This window comes from Geobacter hydrogenophilus (assembly GCF_018501225.1).
GTDB lineage: Bacteria > Desulfobacterota > Desulfuromonadia > Geobacterales > Geobacteraceae > Geobacter > Geobacter hydrogenophilus.
In genome coordinates this window covers 1-15,749 of the sequence record NZ_JAHCZI010000015.1, presented here as the reverse complement: position 1 = coordinate 15,749, position 15,749 = coordinate 1, and the positions used below count along the sequence as shown (strand labels likewise).

General features: G+C 55.4%; 11 protein-coding genes, 1 pseudogene and 1 riboswitch. All 12 genes and pseudogenes read left to right on the top strand.

Annotated features, from left to right (window positions below; all coding sequences use genetic code 11):
- Window positions 1-13 precede the first annotated feature (13 nt).
- Complete coding sequence (locus KI811_RS16715; protein ID WP_214187608.1) at window positions 14-2,431, top strand: type VI secretion system Vgr family protein; 2,418 nt, start codon at window positions 14-16, stop codon at window positions 2,429-2,431.
- Window positions 2,428-3,993 carry a LysM peptidoglycan-binding domain-containing protein gene (locus KI811_RS16710; RefSeq protein WP_214187607.1) on the top strand — a complete coding sequence of 522 codons (1,566 nt, stop codon included), beginning with the start codon at window positions 2,428-2,430 and terminating at the stop codon, window positions 3,991-3,993. Before KI811_RS16715 ends, KI811_RS16710 begins: the two co-directional genes overlap by 4 nt.
- 4 nt (window positions 3,994-3,997) lie before the next feature.
- Window positions 3,998-4,567 (top strand): hypothetical protein, encoded by a 570-nt coding sequence (locus tag KI811_RS16705; protein ID WP_214187606.1) that lies wholly within the window; start codon window positions 3,998-4,000, stop codon window positions 4,565-4,567.
- Between the two features lie 104 nt (window positions 4,568-4,671).
- A complete protein-coding gene (locus tag KI811_RS16700; RefSeq protein ID WP_214187605.1) occupies window positions 4,672-5,208 on the top strand; it encodes a hypothetical protein in 537 nt (178 codons plus the stop codon).
- Window positions 5,209-5,291: 83 nt separating this feature from the next.
- The gene (locus KI811_RS16695) at window positions 5,292-6,335 is read left to right on the top strand and encodes a hypothetical protein (protein ID WP_214187604.1); all 1,044 of its coding nucleotides are present in this window, start codon (window positions 5,292-5,294) and stop codon (window positions 6,333-6,335) included.
- Between the two features lie 42 nt (window positions 6,336-6,377).
- On the top strand, window positions 6,378-8,486 hold the full coding sequence (locus KI811_RS16690; protein WP_214187603.1) for a type VI secretion system Vgr family protein: 2,109 nt from the start codon (window positions 6,378-6,380) through the stop codon (window positions 8,484-8,486).
- A gap of 1 nt (window position 8,487) precedes the next feature.
- Entirely contained in the window at window positions 8,488-9,690 is a 1,203-nt protein-coding gene (locus KI811_RS16685; protein ID WP_246551832.1) for a 3-oxoacyl-ACP synthase, read from the top strand.
- A gap of 1 nt (window position 9,691) precedes the next feature.
- The gene (locus KI811_RS16680; RefSeq protein ID WP_214187602.1) at window positions 9,692-10,360 is read left to right on the top strand and encodes a DUF4150 domain-containing protein; all 669 of its coding nucleotides are present in this window, start codon (window positions 9,692-9,694) and stop codon (window positions 10,358-10,360) included.
- A 57-nt stretch (window positions 10,361-10,417) separates the two neighbouring features.
- The gene (locus tag KI811_RS16675; RefSeq protein WP_214187601.1) at window positions 10,418-11,398 is read left to right on the top strand and encodes a T6SS immunity protein Tli4 family protein; all 981 of its coding nucleotides are present in this window, start codon (window positions 10,418-10,420) and stop codon (window positions 11,396-11,398) included.
- 5 nt (window positions 11,399-11,403) lie between these two features.
- Window positions 11,404-13,296, top strand: a complete 1,893-nt coding sequence (locus tag KI811_RS16670; RefSeq protein WP_214187600.1) for an esterase/lipase family protein — start codon at window positions 11,404-11,406, stop codon at window positions 13,294-13,296.
- A gap of 2 nt (window positions 13,297-13,298) precedes the next feature.
- The gene (locus tag KI811_RS16665; RefSeq protein ID WP_214187599.1) at window positions 13,299-14,309 is read left to right on the top strand and encodes a DUF2169 family type VI secretion system accessory protein; all 1,011 of its coding nucleotides are present in this window, start codon (window positions 13,299-13,301) and stop codon (window positions 14,307-14,309) included.
- A 259-nt stretch (window positions 14,310-14,568) separates the two neighbouring features.
- Window positions 14,569-14,645, top strand: a riboswitch (cyclic di-GMP riboswitch).
- 170 nt (window positions 14,646-14,815) lie between these two features.
- A pseudogene (locus tag KI811_RS16660) lies at window positions 14,816-15,749 on the top strand (hypothetical protein); the annotation flags it as partial.

Genomic DNA, 15,749 nt, shown 5'->3' with positions numbered 1-15,749 from the left:
GAGGAATTTTTTCATGTTTAATCACGCATCCGAAGCCCGTTTCCTTTTTTCCATGACCGGAACATCCGTTGAGGCTTCGGTTGTTCACCTGTGGGCGCGCGAGGCCCTGTCCGCCCCCTTTCAGGTGCAGGTCACCCTGGCCACCGAGTTCGAGATCGAATCTCCAAGCGAGATCATCGGCAAGGAAGCGCTGGTGACCATCATCAATGATGACCAGGCTTCGGGCGGCGAGGACCGGTTTTTTCACGGCATTGTGAGAAGATTCGAAGAATTCGGCAGCAGCGGAAAGTATCTCCTTTACGAAGCAGAAGTCGTTCCTGCGTTCTGGCAGCGGAACCTGCGCAGTAATTGCCGCATCTTCCAGGAAATGCAGGTCCAGGACATTATCAAGAAGATTCTCGAAGAAGGGGGTATCACCTCTGACCGCTACCGCTTTGCCCTGATGAACAAGAACCGTCTCCGCGGTTTCTGCGTCCAGTACCGGGAGAGCGATTTCGATTTCGTCTCCCGGCTTCTGGAAGAGGAGGGGATGTTTTATTCCTTCGAGCACTACCGGGACAAGCATGTCATCGTCATCGGCGACGCCGGGATCGTCCATGTTCCCATCACAGGGAGCCCGCAGATTACCTTTAACCCCAACGGCGGCATGGTTCCGGAAAAAGAAAGCATCCACTCCTTCAGCTATTCGGAAAAGCTCTGCCCGGATTCCTACACCCACCGCAACTTCTTCTTCAAGCACCCGTCCGTGGACCTGACGGCTCGGAAAAAGGGAGAGGCCGGACCGCAAACCGAAATCTACGACTACCCCGGCCCCTATGTGGCTCAGGAGCGAGGGGATTACCTGGCCAGGGTGCGCCACGAAGAACAGACCGCCCTGCAGTGCCAGGCTGAAGCTCAGAGCACCTCGTGCCGGATCATCCCGGGCTCTACCTTTTCCCTTGCCGACCATCCGGCGCGCCACCTCAACGCCGAATACCTCCTCGTCTCCGTCACCCACGTGGGCGAGCAGCCCCAGGCACTGCAGGAAGAGGCTGGTGGCGCTTGCAACTACGGCAACACGTTTCTGGCCATCCCCGCCTCCGTCTCCTTCCGCCCCCGGCGCGGGACACCCAAGCCGGTCGTGCGGGGGCTCCAGACCGCCATCGTCACCGGCCCCCCCGGCGAAGAGATCCACACCGACCGCTACGGCCGGGTCAAGGTGCAGTTCCACTGGGACCGCGAGGGAGAGCGCAACGACACGAGCTCCTGCTGGCTGCGCCCCGCCCAGGGGTGGGGCGGAAGCGGATGGGGGATGCTCTTCACCCCCCGCGTTGGCGACGAAGTGTTGGTCGACTTCCTCGAAGGGGACCCCGACCGGCCCATGATCGTCGGCAGCGCTTACAACGAGGAGAATCTCCCCCTCTACGAGCAGCCCTTCAACAAAACCGTCAGCGCCATGCGCACCCGCAGCTACCCTAATGACACCGGTTCCAACGAACTGCGCTTCGAGGACCGCAAGGCGCGGGAAGAAATCTATCTCCACGGCCAGAAGGACTGGACCATCGGCATCGAGAACGACAAGAACCAGACCGTCGGCCACGATGAGAGCATGCAGGTGGGGAACAACCGGACCAAATTCGTCGGCGTCAACCAGACCGTCACTGTCGGCCGCAACCACAGCGAGAGCATCGGCGACAACAAGCGCGTCAGCATCGGCCTGAACCGCACCGAGACCGTCGCCATCAACACCGCCGAAACCATCGGCGCGGCCAAGGAACTCACCATCGGCGGCCTTTACCAGATCAGCGTCGGCGGCGCCATGAATGAAACCGTTATCGGCGCCAAGGCCGAGGAAGTGGGAGCCGTCAAGGCGGTCTTCGTGGGCGCCCACATGACCCAGCAGGCCATGGCTAACCGCGAGAGCAGCGTCGGGGAAAACCTCACCACCGTCATCGACGGCAATCACACCGTCAAGGCCAAGGCAATTCACATGGAGGGCGGAGACGAGATCATCTTCAGAACCGGCAAGGCGATGATCTCCATGAAGAGCAACGGAGAGATCGTCGTGCTCGGGGGGAACGTCACCACCAAGGGGGCGGGTGAGGTGAGGATCAAGGGGAAGAGTATTGCGAAGTCGCAGTATACTCCTACTGAAGTTCCGAGCTTCATCAAGCCAGAAAAATGCAGCCTGCGTTGGCAGGTAGTCAGTGCTGTGGACGGGACTCCAGGCCCTGGAGTTGATGTTGTGCTTCTTGATCCGGTGACCTCGGCTTTGAAAGTAAGTCTTGTTACGGGTGAGGACGGTCGGACTGAACGTCAAATCAGCGAAACCAGCCCTGAAGAGTATATTGCTTTCGTGGGAAGCGGCGAATGGGCGATCGACATCACGACCGATGACGAGCCGCAGATGCTTGAATACACCGACTGGTTCGATCGGGAGGCCGAAGAATGAAGACTTATATCGTCAAACGAGGCGATACGTTGACGAAAATAGCCAATGAGTATAACACGACACCTCAGGCCATCGCAGAACTCAATCACCTGACAAATCTTGATTTCATCAGAATCGGCCAAAAGCTCTTCTTACCGCCAACGTCGTTTAGCCGGCCATCTCCCAGCCTTGCCCCGCCTGCCCCCAAGGAAGCCGGACGACTGTGGCTCACGTTTGTGGATGCTGCTAACAAGCCGATTCGCAACATGAAAGTGTGGGTTAAGATCGGAGGGGCTGAATTCGATTTTCTTACAGACCAGCAAGGCCAGATACCGGTTTTGTTGGTGAAACAGCCGGCTACGCCGGTGACGGTCTTTGCGCAGAAGGCGAATGACGAAAAAAAGCAAATCCAGACTTTTACCGCCGAGTTGAAGAATCAATCCTGCAGGATCACCAGCCCCAAACTCAAAGTAAGGTCCGTACAGCAGCCCCATAAGGGAGAAGCGCCCAAGAAGCCACCGATTGCGCCAAGCTCAACGACTGCTCCCGCCTCACCGGCAGTTCCCCCGCTGCCCGGCACCGTGGACGACACACGGAGCCCGGCTGGTCATCCGGTGAAACAGGTGGCGCTCGAATGTCCCAACAAGGAGAACCTCTGGTTGGGACCAAACTTCAAGTATCGAGACATCATTCTTGCCGCCAGTAAGCGAAGTGGGTTCCTCCCCCAGGCCATTGCGGCGTTGCTGGATGCCGAGTCTGCAACCATTAAAAGAGAGATTGAAAAACCGGTGCTTGACAAGAGTGGGAAGCCTGTGATCGATCCAAAGACCGGAAGGCCGAAGACACGTAAGAGAACGGAGGAAACAGGAGAATGGGCTGCAAACTCAAGAAACAAGAATTCTTCCGCGCGGGGGGTATCGCAGTTTCTTGATGGGACCTGGATTGGACAAGCCTTGACCAAGGGAACATTCCTGAATGCCCGCACAAAGGAGAAGGGCTGGCTCACAACCGCTACCATCAAAGGAAATGGGAGAACTGCGCTGAAAGTTGTGCCTGCTTTCAGCCTTGCCAACGGCATGCTCGTTACAAAGAGTCCTCTCCATAAGACACTCTCAAGCAAGCCCTACGTTACGGGCAAGGCTATGGCAAGCGACGCCAATCTCCAGAAGTTGCTGGATTTGCGATTTGACGTTGAATGTGCGATTCATGCGGCGGTGGACTACGGGAAACAAAACCTGGAAAGCCTCAGTGAGGAGGGTTATCGGATAAGCGGCCTGAGTGATGGGGAAAAGGCCAAGATTATGTATCTTTGCCATCACCTGGGTGCAGGAGATGCCCGCAAATTCATAAATGACACGATGACTGCCCGCCGCGCCCAACACCTACTAGTGCAGCAAGTGGGTGAGGTGTCTGCTGAAGAAAAGGCCATGGATGCCGGGGACGACTATCTAAGGGCACATCGAGAATGGCTGGCTAATTTCATCGATAAAAAAATTAGAATAACCAATCATATGTGTGATACATCTGGCGCGACAGATGGCCGTAAAGTCATTCCCATTACTAAAGCCATAAGGAGTAAGTAACCGCATGAAACTGTATCGTTTTTTCACCTGTCTGATTTTGCTTTCCATGTCAGTTGCATTCATATTGACTGTTTCAGCGCAGGCATCTGAAGAAAGCGACCTTGATGATTTGCACTTGCGATTTGCCACAAAGCACGGAGAGTTGACCTTTGTGAATAAGGAAGGAAAACTAGATGTTAATGCTGTGGAAGCTAAACTTGATGGGAAGTCGATTTTGTCTTCGATAAATCAAAAAGATGGATGGGGTGTATCACTTGTCATAATGATACCTGACTCTCACGCGAACCCGTATCAGCGAACCACGAAAACAAAACCTCCCACCAGACCGCTGAAAATCGACCGGATAGTTGTCGCCGAAGGCCGAAGTATCGATTGTGTCAACCAGTTCATAATCCTCGACTTTACTGGCGAGAAACCTTTCGTGTCCGAGCGTTTCGGCTACAATCCCGAAGGCAAGTCTTGCCTTCACTTCGTTCGGGCCAAATGGGGCAAGAAGGAATCCTACATCTATCTCAATGGCCCGGATAAGTTTGTCTATTACACTGGTGGCCGGGTAATTGGGCCTTTGGAATGACGGCACATTTTGGAAGGATATCCTGATGCCGTTGCCTTAATGACATGCAACACACTCAAAAGCTATATGCAATGCAGAGCGCTACAGCACAGCGGAGGATATATATGAAAGCAACCCATATTATAGCGCTATATGTTGTTTTAATCAGTCTCTGCGTGTTTCCACAACAAGTCCAATCCAAAGAACCTAATGAAATTACAACTATTTTTGTAAAATCTGCCATGGTAGATAACGAAGATCGTATGAGAATAAATGATTTTGCATTATTCGAATATCTTAGCGACAATAAATTTATAAGGTCAAAACCGAGTAGCAGTTACGATATGACTGACTACTACGTATTAGTAAAGCCCGCAACAATCATGGGGCACAAGCTTGTGTTGTTGGAATACGAAACACAAAAACCCTCCTTAGGGTGCTGTGCAGATTCGGGTTTTGGTGTAATTCTTTTGCTCTCTGGCAGCACAAAAGAGCTTGAAAAAGTAGCACACAAAAACATTTGCTCGATAGAGTATTTTAGTAACACCAAGCTACGAGAAAGATTGTTTTGGAAACCTCGCAAATCCGTCATTAAACCGGGGAAATATGCCTGGGTTAGCTGTAGAGAGAGCGACTTGCGGCAAATAGATAGCGAAGACTAGATTGCACCCTAAAATAGTCGTCCCTGAAAAAGTCTAAAAAATGGTTTCAGATAGCCTTCAAGGTTCAGCATTGGGAGCAGGTCGTGAATAAAGCAACCATTCTGATGTCATTACACCTTCTTCTGCTGTCAGGTGCCGCGTCAGCCGCTGATCCGTCCTGGCGCGGCGTCTGGAGCGGCACAATCGGTAAGCAGCAGGTTATGGTCTGCCTTGATCATGATGATTCATCGAGTTACTACTACCGCCGCCATTCCTATGACATCTCCCTCGAAGCATCAGATAAGAAAGGGCCCCGCTGGGCCGAGATGACCAAGGGGAAAAGGACTGGCGAATGGAAGTTCGAGTCGATCACCCGAGACAGGCTTACCGGCAATTGGTTTGCATCAAAGGGGAAGCGTTCGACGCCCATAGTCCTTGAGAGGGTAAGTGCTCCCGCGAATGAGGGTCAGCTCTGTGATGATGAGGCCTACAATGGTCCGCGGATTGACGCTGTTAAGATCAATGCGGGCAGTCCAGAGAACTTCGAAGGTAAGCGGTTTCGTACTCTCTCCGCTGGAGTGGATACCACTATTTCAACCGTTGAGCTTCTGGAGAGTGGACCTGGTGTTGCCGGCGTCAACCAGGCGTTGCGTGCAGAGCTGCGCGAAAGGATAGGAAATTACTATGAATGTCTTGGCTCGGATAATACCCGGGCCGAAGAGGTGGCTGAATACTCGGTGACTGAATCGCCGGTATTCTGGTCGTCACGATGGCTTGCGCTTGCAGTAGTCGCTGATGATTATTGCGGTGGCCTACGAATTAACCACCATTACTGGTACAGCACCTGGGACCTTTCCAGTGGAAAGAACGTCGACCTTTGGACCTGGTTTGAAGGCATGAAGTATGAAGCGTCGGCTGCACTCAATAAGATCATTGTTGCCCATGCCAAGTTTGATGAGGAATGTGCCGAAATGTTAACCGAGAACGTCACCTACAGCCTGCACCCCTCAAGGGAAGGAATGGTCTTTTCACCGCAGCTGTATGTTGGCTGTCAGGACGATATCGTTGTGCCCTATGACAAGTTGCTTCCCTTCCTCTCGCCAGTCGGCAAAAGAGAGGTCAAGGCTCTCATGAGCCCTCGCCGATAGGGTCAAACTCTGACCAATAATCATAAATGAAGGACACCCACCATGAGCTTGTTAAATCCCGGCTCCCAAGCCACATTCCTCTTCCAGATCGCTGGCTCGCCGCTGCAAACGTCAGTTGTAGGCTTTACAGCTTCTGAAAAGATATCCGATACATTCCAGATCGACGTCCAACTGGCCACGACGGAAGAGATCGAATCCTTTGCCGGCATCGTCAGCCAGGAAGCGCTTCTTACGATCCTCAACGACTCGGTGCTGTTGGACGGCGCAGCTCGCTACTTCCACGGCATCATCAGGAGGATGGAGCAGACCGGCATGGATGGCGACTACTATCTCTACCGGGCTCAGGTGGTCCCTACCCTCTGGCGCTTTACGCTGCGGAAGAACTGTCGGATTTTTCAGGAGACCACCACCCAGGAGATCGTCAAGACCCTCCTGGAAGAGGGGGGTATCACTGCGGAACGCTACCGCTTCGCTCTCACCAACAAGAACCGCCCGCGCGGGTTTTGCGTGCAGTACCGGGAGAGCGATTTCGATTTCATCTCGCGTCTTTTGGAAGAGGAAGGGATTTTTTACTTTTTCGAGCACTACCAGGACAAGCATGTCATGGTTCTCGGCGACGCTTCCCTTGTGCATGTCCCTCTCAACGGGGGGGAGCGGATCACGTTCAACCCCAACGGCGGCATGGTTGCCTCCGAGGAAAACGTCCACGCGTTCAGCTTCTCGGAGCGGCTCCGCCCCGATTCCTTTACCCACCGCAACTTCTTCTTCAAGCAACCCGCGCTTGACCTAACGGCGCAGCGGAAGAAGTCCGGGCAGCAATTCGAGGTCTATGATTACCCCGCCCTCCATGTTGACCTGGATCACGGAAGCTATCTCGCCAAGGTTCGCCTGGAAGAGCAGACCGTCAACAAGACACGGGGGGACGGTCACAGCTCCGTGCGGCGGCTGATTCCCGGCTACAATTTCACCCTCGACGCCCACCCGACCCGGAGCCTGAACGCCGAATACCTCATCGTGTCGGTGACCCACTCGGGCCAACAGCCCCAATCACTCAACGAGAAGGCTGGAGACGGCTTCAAGTACGGCAACAGCTTCACCGTCATCCCGACATCGGTCCCCTTCCGACCCCGGATTACCACCGAAAAGCCGGTGGTCCAGGGGCTCCAGACCGCCATTGTCGTCGGCCCGAAAGGGGAAGAGATCTACACCGACCGCTATGGCCGGGTGAAGGTCCAGTTCCACTGGGATCGGGAAGGGCAACGCAACGAAAACAGCTCCTGCTGGCTGCGCTCCGCCCAGGGGTGGGGCGGCGGCGGGTGGGGGATGGTCTTTACCCCCCGTGTCGGCGACGAAGTCCTCGTGGATTTCCTCGAAGGGAATCCGGATCGCCCTCTGATCGTGGGGAGCGTTTACAACGAAGCCAACCTGCCGCTCTATGAACTGCCGGCCAACAAGACGGTCAGCACCATCAAGACCCGGAGCTACCCCAACGACACCGGCTTCAACGAGCTTCGCTTCGAGGACCGCAAGGGAAGCGAGGAGATCTACCTCCACGGCCAGAAGGACTGGACCATCGGCATCGAGAACGACAAGAACCAGACCGTCGGCCACGATGAGACCCTGTCCGTAGCCAACAATAGGGAAAAGCACGTGGGGGTCGACCAGATGGTCACCATCGGCGCAAACCATACCGAGACGGTCGGCGCCAACAAGACCATTTCCGTGGGGAGCAATAAGACCGAAACCGTCGGCATCAACGCCATGGAGACCATCGGTCTGGCCAAGGAGCTCACCATTGGCGGACTCTATCAGGTAAGTGTCGGCGGGGCCATGAACGAGACGGTGGCCGGCGCCAAGGCCGAAGAGGTGGGTATCACCAAGGCGGTGCTGGTGGGTGCGCACATGACGGAAAAGGTCATCGGGAACCGTTCCATCACCGTCGGGCAGAATTTTTCAACCACCGTGAGCCAGACAAGCACCCTCAAGGCGAAGTCGATCATCTTCGAAGCCGACGACGAGATCGTCCTCAAGACCGGCAATTCCCTCATCTCCATGAAGAGCAGCGGCGACATCGTGGTCAGCGGCGGCACCATCCAGACCAAGGGGTCAGGAGACGTAATCATCAGAGGGGCGAAGATTTCGGAGAATTAGCATGTTGAATCTCTTCAGCCGTCGTCCCGCCCAACCATCACAACCGCCCCAGCAACAGCAGGTCGAGCGGATCGCCATTACCGGCATGGGACTCCTCTGCCCGGTTGGGGGCACCGCATGGGGGGCAGCCCTGGCGATGCGGAAGAAGATATCGTCCTTCATGGAGCATGAAACGGTCCTGGTGGCCGATGACCGTTATGGCACTGTGCTTCGCGGGGCTACGATCAGCCGAGTGCCCGATGAGGTTATTCCCCGTGACCTGTGCGGCTCTGACCGTGCCGTGGCGCTTCTGTCGCCGGCCATTCGCCAGTGCATAGTCGGGTTCTCTTCCCAATTGCTTAAAAGAGCCGTCTGGCTCCTCGACGATTTTTCGGAGCCAGCGGCTCAGGACTTTCGTGCAAGGCTCCGGGGAGCGCTGCCGGATCTTCCCATCCCCGAGGCCGTGGGTGACGATCTGACTGCGCCAGCCTACCCACGGTGCGCTTTCTTCGAGAGGATCATCCAGGCAGCGGAACGGTTGAGGCAGGGGAAGGAGCAACTGGCCATCGTGGGATGCGCCGACTCCCATGTCACTGCTCCCAGTCTGGAAGAGCTTCTTTATGCCGGACGGCTCAAGGACGCCGCCAACCCGGAGGGAATCCTCGTCGGCGAGGCTGCCGGCGCAATCCTGCTGGAAACGGAAACCCATGCCCGCCAACGAAACGCGACGATCCTTGCCACCATCGGCTCATGGGGACGGGGGACAGAGCCGAATCCCTGGACCGGGACGAAGCCATCCATTGCCCGCGGGATTACCGATGCATTCCTGGAGGCCTTTGAATCACTTGACGACAAGGGAGAGAGCATAGGCACCGTCATCGCAGACCTGAACGGTGAGCGGGCCCGGGCCCTTGAGTGGGGACTGGTGGAGGGGCGGGTCTTCCCCCCATCCGAGCGGGAGCGGGCGCTGAAACATCCAGCCGACACCCTCGGCGACTGCGGCGGCGCAATGGGGGCAGCTATGATGGTCGATGCCCTGGCCGGATTCATGCTCCACCACAATGCCCCCCGCCGCGTAGCGCTTTCAACGTCCGACGAGGCGGGGGAGCGGCGGGTTATCTTCCTGGAGCGGGGTGACCGCGTCGAGCGGCGTCCATTCATGAACGGCCTGCGTAAGGAGTTGAACATGGAGAAACAGCCGGCCCTGCCGGAGGAGGATACATAGTATGTCGACCAACACCATCGTCAACGGACAGACCGTGGTTCACAAAGACAGCGGAGGTGTCCTTACAACCGGTCCCGACGTCTGCAAGACCCCCATAGGGCCTTCGGTGGTGCCGATTCCCTACACCAACGTCGCCAAGTCGGCCGACACCAGTAACGGCAGCAAAACCGTCTCGGTGGACGGCAACCCGATCATGCTCAAAGGGTCCGTCTTCAGCGTCAGCACCGGCGACGAGCCCGGCACAGTGGGTGGAACTTCTTCGGGGGTAACCAAGGGGAAGGCGAAGTTCGTTAATTATTCCTTCGACGTTATGGTCGAGGGTAAACCGACCTGCCGGCGACTCGACCCCATGGTGAGCAATCTCTCGGCGTCGGGGAACACCCCGCCTGCGCCGCTGGTGCAGGGGAATGTGGGGGCAGAGGCCCGGGATGCCGTGTGCCATGTCCTGTCAATCGCCTTCGTGTTCAAGCATCCCCACGTGATAACGGGTCGCGCGGAGCAACCCCGCCTGAAACTGCCCTATACAGCCTCCGGCCCGGAAACCTTCAAATACGAAGGGGGGCATGACTATGTCGGAGTCCTGCTGGATCACGTTGAGCCGGGAACCTACACTCTCACAATTGACAAGTTTGACCTGGATGACCGGCCCATAGAGGAGTCGAAGGCATAGAAAATACCAGCAAGATAGCCCCCGGAAGGGACTGGTCGTGGTTTACGGAGATAGCAAATGAACGTCCGAATATTGTTGTCGTTATTGATGGTTTTGGTCATGGCCGGCTGTGGAAACGCTGCCGGAAACAAGATTGATAAAAGTAAGGATTTGAAGAAAGGAGCAACATCGGGGATGAAAACATATCACATGGGACGATTTGCCATAGATGTGCCGGCGGAGTTCAAGCTGGAGGTGCAGCAGCAGAAAATCAGATATGCGGAGGTTTCCGACTTTTTGTGGAAGAATAGCAACCATCGGGGAAAAGATAGGGAAGACTTGTGGCAACAAAAGATAAAATTAATAAACAAAAAACCTAAGCCTGTTAACAATAATAAAACAATCATCGAGGAAAGAATGTTGCAAGGCTTAGGTAAATGGGCGAAGGCAGTTGTCTATCATGGGAATTATTTAGTGCCAGAACTCATATATTGGACGTTGCTGGTTGATTACGGAGATGTTGCAGTGTGGCTAACACTAGATGGAACTAACAATGAAATGACAATAAATAATTTTACAAACATACTTTCTTCATATCATTACGGTTCAAGCCAAAACAACAAAGGGAATTATTCCTTGAGATACGGCGTCATTTCCCTTCCCTACTTGGAGCAGGAAAGCACCTATGCGAGGTTTGAGGGGCACCCGTTGATAAAAAAGCTGGAAATCACCATGAATGAAACCCATGAAGAAGAGTCCAAAAAAGATGGCCTGCTTGGCAGGCTTGCAGCAAGCCTGATGACCGGTTTCGCCAGTGGTGTTGATATTGACAAGGTCAGAACCGGCAAAAGAACGATTGCCGGGATGAAGGGCGAAGAAACCATCCTGAGGATGGATGATGGCATGAAAAAACGGCTGAATTTCATCTGGCGTTATGCAGGAGATAAGGATTCAGGCAATCGACCCAAAATCGTATTTGACATGGAAAGTGAGTTAGGTCAGGAAAAAGAAAAAATCAAGCTGTGGGATGCAATGCTCGATAGTATGAGGGCACAGTAATTCCAATGGATAACACAACAACGATTAAAATAACTGAAGTAGATTCTTCAGACTTGATTGAACCAATCAAGAGCTTTGACACAGACTGCCAGAACAGAATTGTGATTGAACGGCATGTGATGCCGATCATCTTTGTTCCCGGTATCATGGGTAGTCGTCTGCAGACTGCTGCCGGCGCAATGGTTTGGGATCCTGATGATTCAGGATTTATGCTCAAAAAATTTGGACTGATTACTGTGTCTGCCGCTGAAAAGAAGGCCATGGTAATTGGCTCAGAATTCAAAGATGAATATTTGCAAGTAGTGAGTGAAAGCGAACATATCTCTGACAAAAACGATAACACCCGCAAGGACCGTGGATGGGGTGGAGTTTCGTGGAGCAGTTACGGGAAAATTCTGAAGGAGCTTCAGAATCGCCAGTGGGACCAGACGGTGAACCTGTTTTTCGAGTTTCCGGTCCATGCCTTCGGCTACAACTGGACTGCCTCAAACGACCTTGCGGGCAAAATGCTTGCAGAATATATCAAGCAGGTCAAAGACCGTTACAAAGGGCGGAAGTGCGAGAAAGTCATCCTTGTTACTCATTCCATGGGGGGGCTAGTGGCCAGGTCTTCTATCAATCTGCATGGAGCCAAGGAAAACGTGCTTGGGGTTGTCCACGGCGTGCAGCCGGCCACCGGTTCGCCGACGGCCTACTGGCGGATGAAGGCGGGATTCGAGCGGCCCCATACAATCCCAGATATCGAGTTTATGCAGTGGTTCAAGAACCCGCTCAAGATGCTTAAGCATAAATGGGGGAGGTTAGTGCAACAAGGGAAACCTCTGAGCGAACTGGGGGGGCTTTTTAATATCCCTGTTCCCCTGCCGGACATCAATATCGGCAAGGGGAACATAACCGCCTGGGTTCTCGGCACCGACGGCGAAGAGGTGACGGCCCTTCTCGGTAACATGCCGGGCGGCCTGCAGCTCTTGCCGAACAAACAGTATAAAAACAATGACGGGTGGGAGCGGTGGCTGGAGTTGCTCGATGCCGAGGGAGAGCGGGTGGCTTACCCGGTATCCGATCCTTACAAGGAAATTTACCAGGAAAAAGAAAAGTATTATCGGCTCATTAATCCTGATTGGTTGAATCCTGAGAAAAAATCCAAATCTGTATTGAAAGCAGGTGTTGATCCGTGGACGTTTTATATACGTTACCTAACCGAAGCCGAAACATTCCACGACAAACTCGCAGCGGTTGAGAATAGAGGCGCCAACCTCCACCCCGAAACCTACCAGTTCTACTCTTCGGGAATCGCAAGCCCCGACCGGGTGGTGTTCGAGAAGAGCGAGGCGGGGTTCCTGGCGGGCGCCTGGCACGTCGTCAAGGAAACGATTGGACAGATTCCCGAAACGGCGAAAGATACGGCGTTGACCCTCGTTATGAAGAGCGCCCTGGGACCGGTTTCCTTCACCAAGGAAATCATCGAGACCGGCGCCAGTCTTGTGAGCGGGACGGTACTGAAGGATCGCCTGGCCAACAGAGGAGGGTACCGCGGCGAGGTTGACGATAATGACATTCCCGCTCACCAGGGCGAAAAACTGCAACTCGTCATCATGAAGCTCCCCGACGGTGCCGGCGACGGCACGGTGCCCGAATCTTCGGGTTTTGCACTGAAACCGAAAGAGGATCGCAAGCGGACCTTCTGTATTGCCGACAAGTCCGGATTTGAGGCGAATTTTGTGGACGAGAAGGCACAACGGACCAAGCCGAAACGCGATCCCGATTTCGATGAAGGTTTTTTCGACCGGGGACATGAGCCGATTTACAAAACCAAAAGCGCCCAACTGATTACCTTCACCGCCATTGAAAATATCTGCCGGCGGGAAATTCAAAACATACTGAACAAGAAGGGGTAGCGGTGGACCTCATCAACCCCACCCCCCTCGCCGTCGCCACTCCCCTTCTCACCGACCGCCACGGCGCCGAGACCCTCCTCGTCGTGGTCAAGGGAACCTGGCGGATCAATCGTGACGGCACCCTCTCCGTGGCGGACGAGCAGGTGCCGGTCCGCTTTGAGCCCGAGTATTCCGGTGACCCCACCTCGTCGAGCCTCATCCACGACACCGATGTGGTGTTGGAAAAGCCCGGCACTGACTGCATCCTCCTGGGCCATGCCTGGGCGCCGAAGGTGGGTGTCGCCTCCGTGGATGTTACCTTCGCTGTGGGACCGGTGCGAAAAACGGTGCGGGTCTTCGGTGAGCGGATTTGGATGAAGTGTTTGGGGAAGGTGTCCATGTCGAGGCCCACGCCTTTCGAGAAGATTCCCCTCGTATGGGAACGGGCCTTCGGAGGGGCGGATACGAGCTGGCCCGACCCGAAAGAGCACGTGTATTGTCTCGAAAATTCGGTGGGACGCGGTAACATTGCGCGCAAGACGAAACTGGAGGTCGACGGTCTTCGCCTCCCCAATCTGGAAAACCCGGCAGATCTCATCAAAAAGCCCACCGATTGCCCCAAGCCTGCGGGATTCGGGCCGATCCCGCCCCACTGGCTTCCCCGGGCCGGTTATGCCGGCACCTACGACGACCACTGGCGTAAATACGTGAGCCCCCTCCCGCCCGAGGATATGGACCCCCGTGTCCACTCCTGCGCATCCCCCGGGCTCGCATCGGCCCGGCATCTCATGGGCTCCGAACAGGTGCTGGTGGAAAACGCCTCCAGGGCCAGGTTGCAGTTTCAGCTGCCTGGAGGGGCTCCAAGCGTTTCGGTGCAAATTGGGGTGGCGGTCCATGAACTTGAGATGCGGCTCGATACGGTCATTGTCGAACCGGATGAGGAGCGGGTCGTCCTCGTCTGGCGTGGTCGGCACAACGTGCATGGACGAGTCCATGATGTGCACGGTGTCCGCGTCGGTTACAATGGTCTTTGAAATTCTTCTCCCTGAATGACTCCGCTGCTGCAACCGCACTCACCTTTCGGACACAGATCAATCGCCCGCGAAACTTGCCCGTCGGCTCAGAACCGGCCCCCCCGTCTCCTGGGGCAGGTCTCCATCTTCTCTCTGCAGACTTCAAATCCGGGATGTGTTTTTGTGACCGTTAAGTAACCCTGGTGATATTTTTTCTTGACGGCATTGGTATTAAATTGCTAGCCTGACTCCAATTGATTTAAGACAACTTCAATTGGATAGACGACAATACTAAACCATCCGCGAGGATGGGGCGGAAAGCCTACAGGGTCTCTCCGAGACAGCCGGGTTGCCGAAATATCACTCAGATATGCGGCCCCGGCTTTTTTGTGTCCAGAATCCAGGGTCGGAACCACAACCGGGAAAAAGGAGAAATTGCGCCCAAAAATCGATTCCCCGTACCGATCAAATGTTGAGAGAAGCAGGACGAGAACACGTATTGAGATCAGGGAATGAAAGGAGTGAAGATGAAAATTGTCAGTAAAACATCAGCGCAGTTCCTTTTCGCCGTGGCCCTGGGGGCAGGGGCTCTGACAGCGGTTCAGCTGAGGGGCACGGAGGCGCTGGCATATCCCGCGTACTTCACAAGCAATTGCGCCGGCTGTCATGCCGCGCCGGTGGCCGCCACATGCAATGGATGCCACCACCACGGTCCCGTGTCGCTGAAAGGCGCCACCAACAAAACATCCTACGCCCCCGGGGAGACCGTATCGGTAACCATAAGTGGCGGCAGCCAAAGCGGGTGGGTACGGGCCATCCTCTATGACCAGAGCAATAAGCAGGTAGCCATATCGAACGGCAATGAAAGCGGCATGGGGCACTCGACAACGTTCCCCGCGACCCTGAGCGCGCCGGCGCCGACTGTGCCGGGAACCTACACCTGGAAGGCTGCCTGGTTCGGTAACAGTTACGATTCCGGCAACCCGACCGCAAGCGCCCATGGCGAGGTTTCGGTGAATACCAATTCGTTCACCGTTGTGGCTCCGGCTGACACCACCGTCCCCGTCGTAAGCGCCTTCACCCTTCCTGCCACCTCTACAAGCCTTACCGTTGCGGTCAGCTCCTTCACCGCCACCGACAACGTCGGCGTCACCGGCTACCTGATCACCACGAGCGCCACCGCGCCGGCAGCCTCTGCCACCGGCTGGACAGCCACCGCCCCGACGAGCGTCGCCGCCGTAGCCGGGAGCAACACCTTCTACGCCTGGGCCAAGGACGCCGCGGGTAACGTCTCGCTCTCCAAGAGCGCCAGCGTGACGGTCACCCTTCCTGACACCACCGTCCCCGTCGTAAGCGCCTTCACGCTTCCGGCCACCGCCACGAACCTCACCGTTGCGGTCAGCTCCTTCACCGCCACCGACAACGTCGGCGTCACCGGCTACCTGATCACCACGAGCGCCA